Source organism: Streptomyces sp. NPDC052107 (assembly GCF_040680215.1).
Classification (GTDB): domain Bacteria; phylum Actinomycetota; class Actinomycetes; order Streptomycetales; family Streptomycetaceae; genus Streptomyces.
In genome coordinates, this window is record NZ_JBFAWG010000250.1 from 1 (window position 1) to 2,052 (window position 2,052).

Below are 2,052 nucleotides of genomic sequence, written 5' to 3' on the forward strand. Positions count from 1 at the left end.
GACCTTGATCACCAAGGCCAGGGTCAGATGAAGATCACCAAGTGGGTCAGATTTGATACGCCGTCAGAGGGTCAGGGTTCGGCCGTCGTCGAGAGGGGGATCTCCAGATCATACGTTCAGCTCCAGCGCTCACAGCGGCGGCGCCCGTGCACAGAGTTCGTCCAGACCTGCCACAGACCACAAAGCCAAGAGGAACAGTCACGCGTCTGATCCGCTGCGCTCTCGCTGCTGCGCCGGTGGCGGCTTCCGCCTCAGCCATCGGCCTGCCCCTCTTCCTCATGGACTGGATGCCCCAGAGTTCCGGGGCCACGCAGGTCCGCATGGTCAGCGCCCCCGGCATCTCGCGGAGCAAAGCCGAGTCGTCCCAGCCACCCTTCACGAATCCGGGCCCGCAGAAATCAGCGCCACCCTGTTACAGCTACGGCGGCCCCTACTGCGGCTGGGTGGGGACGTACTGGGGCGGCTGCGACGAGGAATGGGGCCTGAGCTACGGATTCAAAAACCCTGATTGGATCTGCCCCCACGACCCCCGCCCGAGCCCCTCGGCCACACCCAGTCCCTCGGGCACGTCGGCCTCCGCCGGAAGCAGCAGTTCCCCGGCCGCACTCAGCCGCTTATCCAGGCCCTACCGCTCGGCCAGGCCCAACCGGTCCGCCAAGCCCAACCCCACGGCCACATCCAGCCCTCTCGGACACGACGGCCACCGCCGGAAGCAGCAGTTCTTTCTGAGCAGTCCCGCCGAAAGGCCTCCGGCGACCAGTGACAGCGGCGGTGCGCACCCGCCGGTGGCGGTCGAACCGCAGGGGCTGCCGGGTGAAGAAGACCTGCCCGGCTCTAGTCCCGCTCTCCACACCGGGGTCGGTCGGCCGGTACCGGGCCGTGACAGCCAGGCAGATGACGTAGCGAGTCTTCTACAAGGCGCGAATCCAGCTGCGGAGGTCTACGTGTTCGCCTGCCCGGCCACCGGGTGGGCCGCGGGACTGAGCTGCAGGGACGCGGCGCTGTCTGGGCATGTCCGGCCCGGCCGCCTCCCCGGAGGTCGGCCGGCCGTCAATGGGTACGAGGGGGCCGGCAGCACACCCATGCTCCTGATCCGACGTGACGTCAGGGACCAAGAGTGCTGCCGCTTTTTCTTCCCGCCGAGTGTCATTCGGCAGAACGACGTCGGCGAAGCCAGGCCACAGCCGGCATTCCCAGAATCATCAGCAAACCGCCGACCGCAATCACGATGTGCTTCGCGCTCAGAAGCCCGGCGCTCCAGCCAGCAGCCGCAGTATCACGCCGAACAGGGGGAAGCGCGCCCCCGGGGACGAGAGTCCCCTGCTCGCCCTGGCCGTTTTGATGCTGGTCCCCCTTCTGGGGCGACGGGGATGCGGGCGAGCCACTCCCATCAGCAGTCGTACCATCATGCCCGCGGCCACCGTCGTCCTCGCCGTTGGTGCAGTGGGCGGCCGGGAAGGGGAAGGCTCGCTCGTGGCGGTCAAAGGCCTTCACCACGAAGAGCGGGTGCACCCTGAAGAAGTCACGAAGCTCAAACTCATACCCGGCGGTGGTACGGGTGGGATAGTTCACGTCCATATACGACTCGACAGTAAAGCCGTCCCATGGTGCGACTGGCGTCGAGGACGAGGACCCCGGGTTCCCCTGGAGGAAGAGCGCCTCAGGCCCACGTCGGCCATTGGTCAGAATCACCCTCAGGCTCTGGTCGATGAGCACGACACGGCGCTGGCTGTAGCAGTCACGCCAGGGATTGCGGTGACCGTGGTCACCGTCCCCGTCATGGAGTCACGGGGAGCCGGACACATGCCGTGCAGACGCCTGCGCAGCGACGCCGACCGACGGAGATACGAAGGCGATAGCCGCACCGGCCAGCGGCGCTGCAACCCAGAGGCGAAGATTCATTCGATGACCTCCATGGGCGGCGGACGCCGGCGACCGCCTGCGGCGCGACCCATTTGCCCGGGTTCGACGTAATTCGGGGGCCCTGGAGGTTCTGCGGGCCTGAAAGTGCAGGTCACGGGGTTGGAGGTCGTTCCACGGCTCGGAAGTGCC

At 67.1% G+C, this 2,052-nt stretch carries 1 protein-coding gene; it reads right to left on the reverse strand.

Annotated elements, in window-relative coordinates; all coding sequences use genetic code 11:
* Window positions 1–1,146: 1,146 nt before the first annotated feature.
* On the reverse strand, window positions 1,147–1,716 hold the full coding sequence (locus tag AB0M27_RS47515; protein WP_365732421.1) for a hypothetical protein: 570 nt from the start codon (window positions 1,714–1,716) through the stop codon (window positions 1,147–1,149).
* Window positions 1,717–2,052 lie beyond the last annotated feature (336 nt).